This window comes from Citrobacter sp. TBCS-14 (genome assembly GCF_005280805.1).
In the GTDB taxonomy this organism is placed as follows: Bacteria; Pseudomonadota; Gammaproteobacteria; order Enterobacterales; family Enterobacteriaceae; genus Citrobacter; species Citrobacter gillenii.
In genome coordinates this window covers 170-492 of sequence record NZ_SZWM01000795.1, presented here as the reverse complement: position 1 = coordinate 492, position 323 = coordinate 170, and the positions used below count along the sequence as shown (strand labels likewise).

1 pseudogene is annotated in these 323 nt (G+C 57.0%); it reads left to right on the top strand.

From position 1 onward, the window contains the following. A pseudogene (tyrB, locus tag FDX22_RS21375) lies at window positions 1-323 on the top strand (aromatic amino acid transaminase); the annotation flags it as partial.

Sequence of the window (323 nt, the reverse complement as noted above, 5' to 3'; positions counted from 1 at the left end):
GAAAGCGCGCGACCTGATCCCGTTCCTCGACATTGCCTACCAGGGTTTTGGTGGCGGAATGGAAGATGATGCGTACGCCATCCGTGCGATTGCGAGTGCTGGTTTACCAACTCTGGTTAGCAACTCATTCTCCAAAATTTTCTCATTGTATGGCGAACGTGTTGGCGGGCTTTCTGTGGTGTGTGAAGACGCCGATGCTGCCAGCCGCGTTCTGGGGCAGCTAAAAGCGACGGTGCGCCGGAACTACTCCAGTCCGCCAAACTTTGGTGCGCAGGTGGTTGCCGCGGTACTGGGGGATGAAGAGCTGAAAGCGAGCTGGCTGG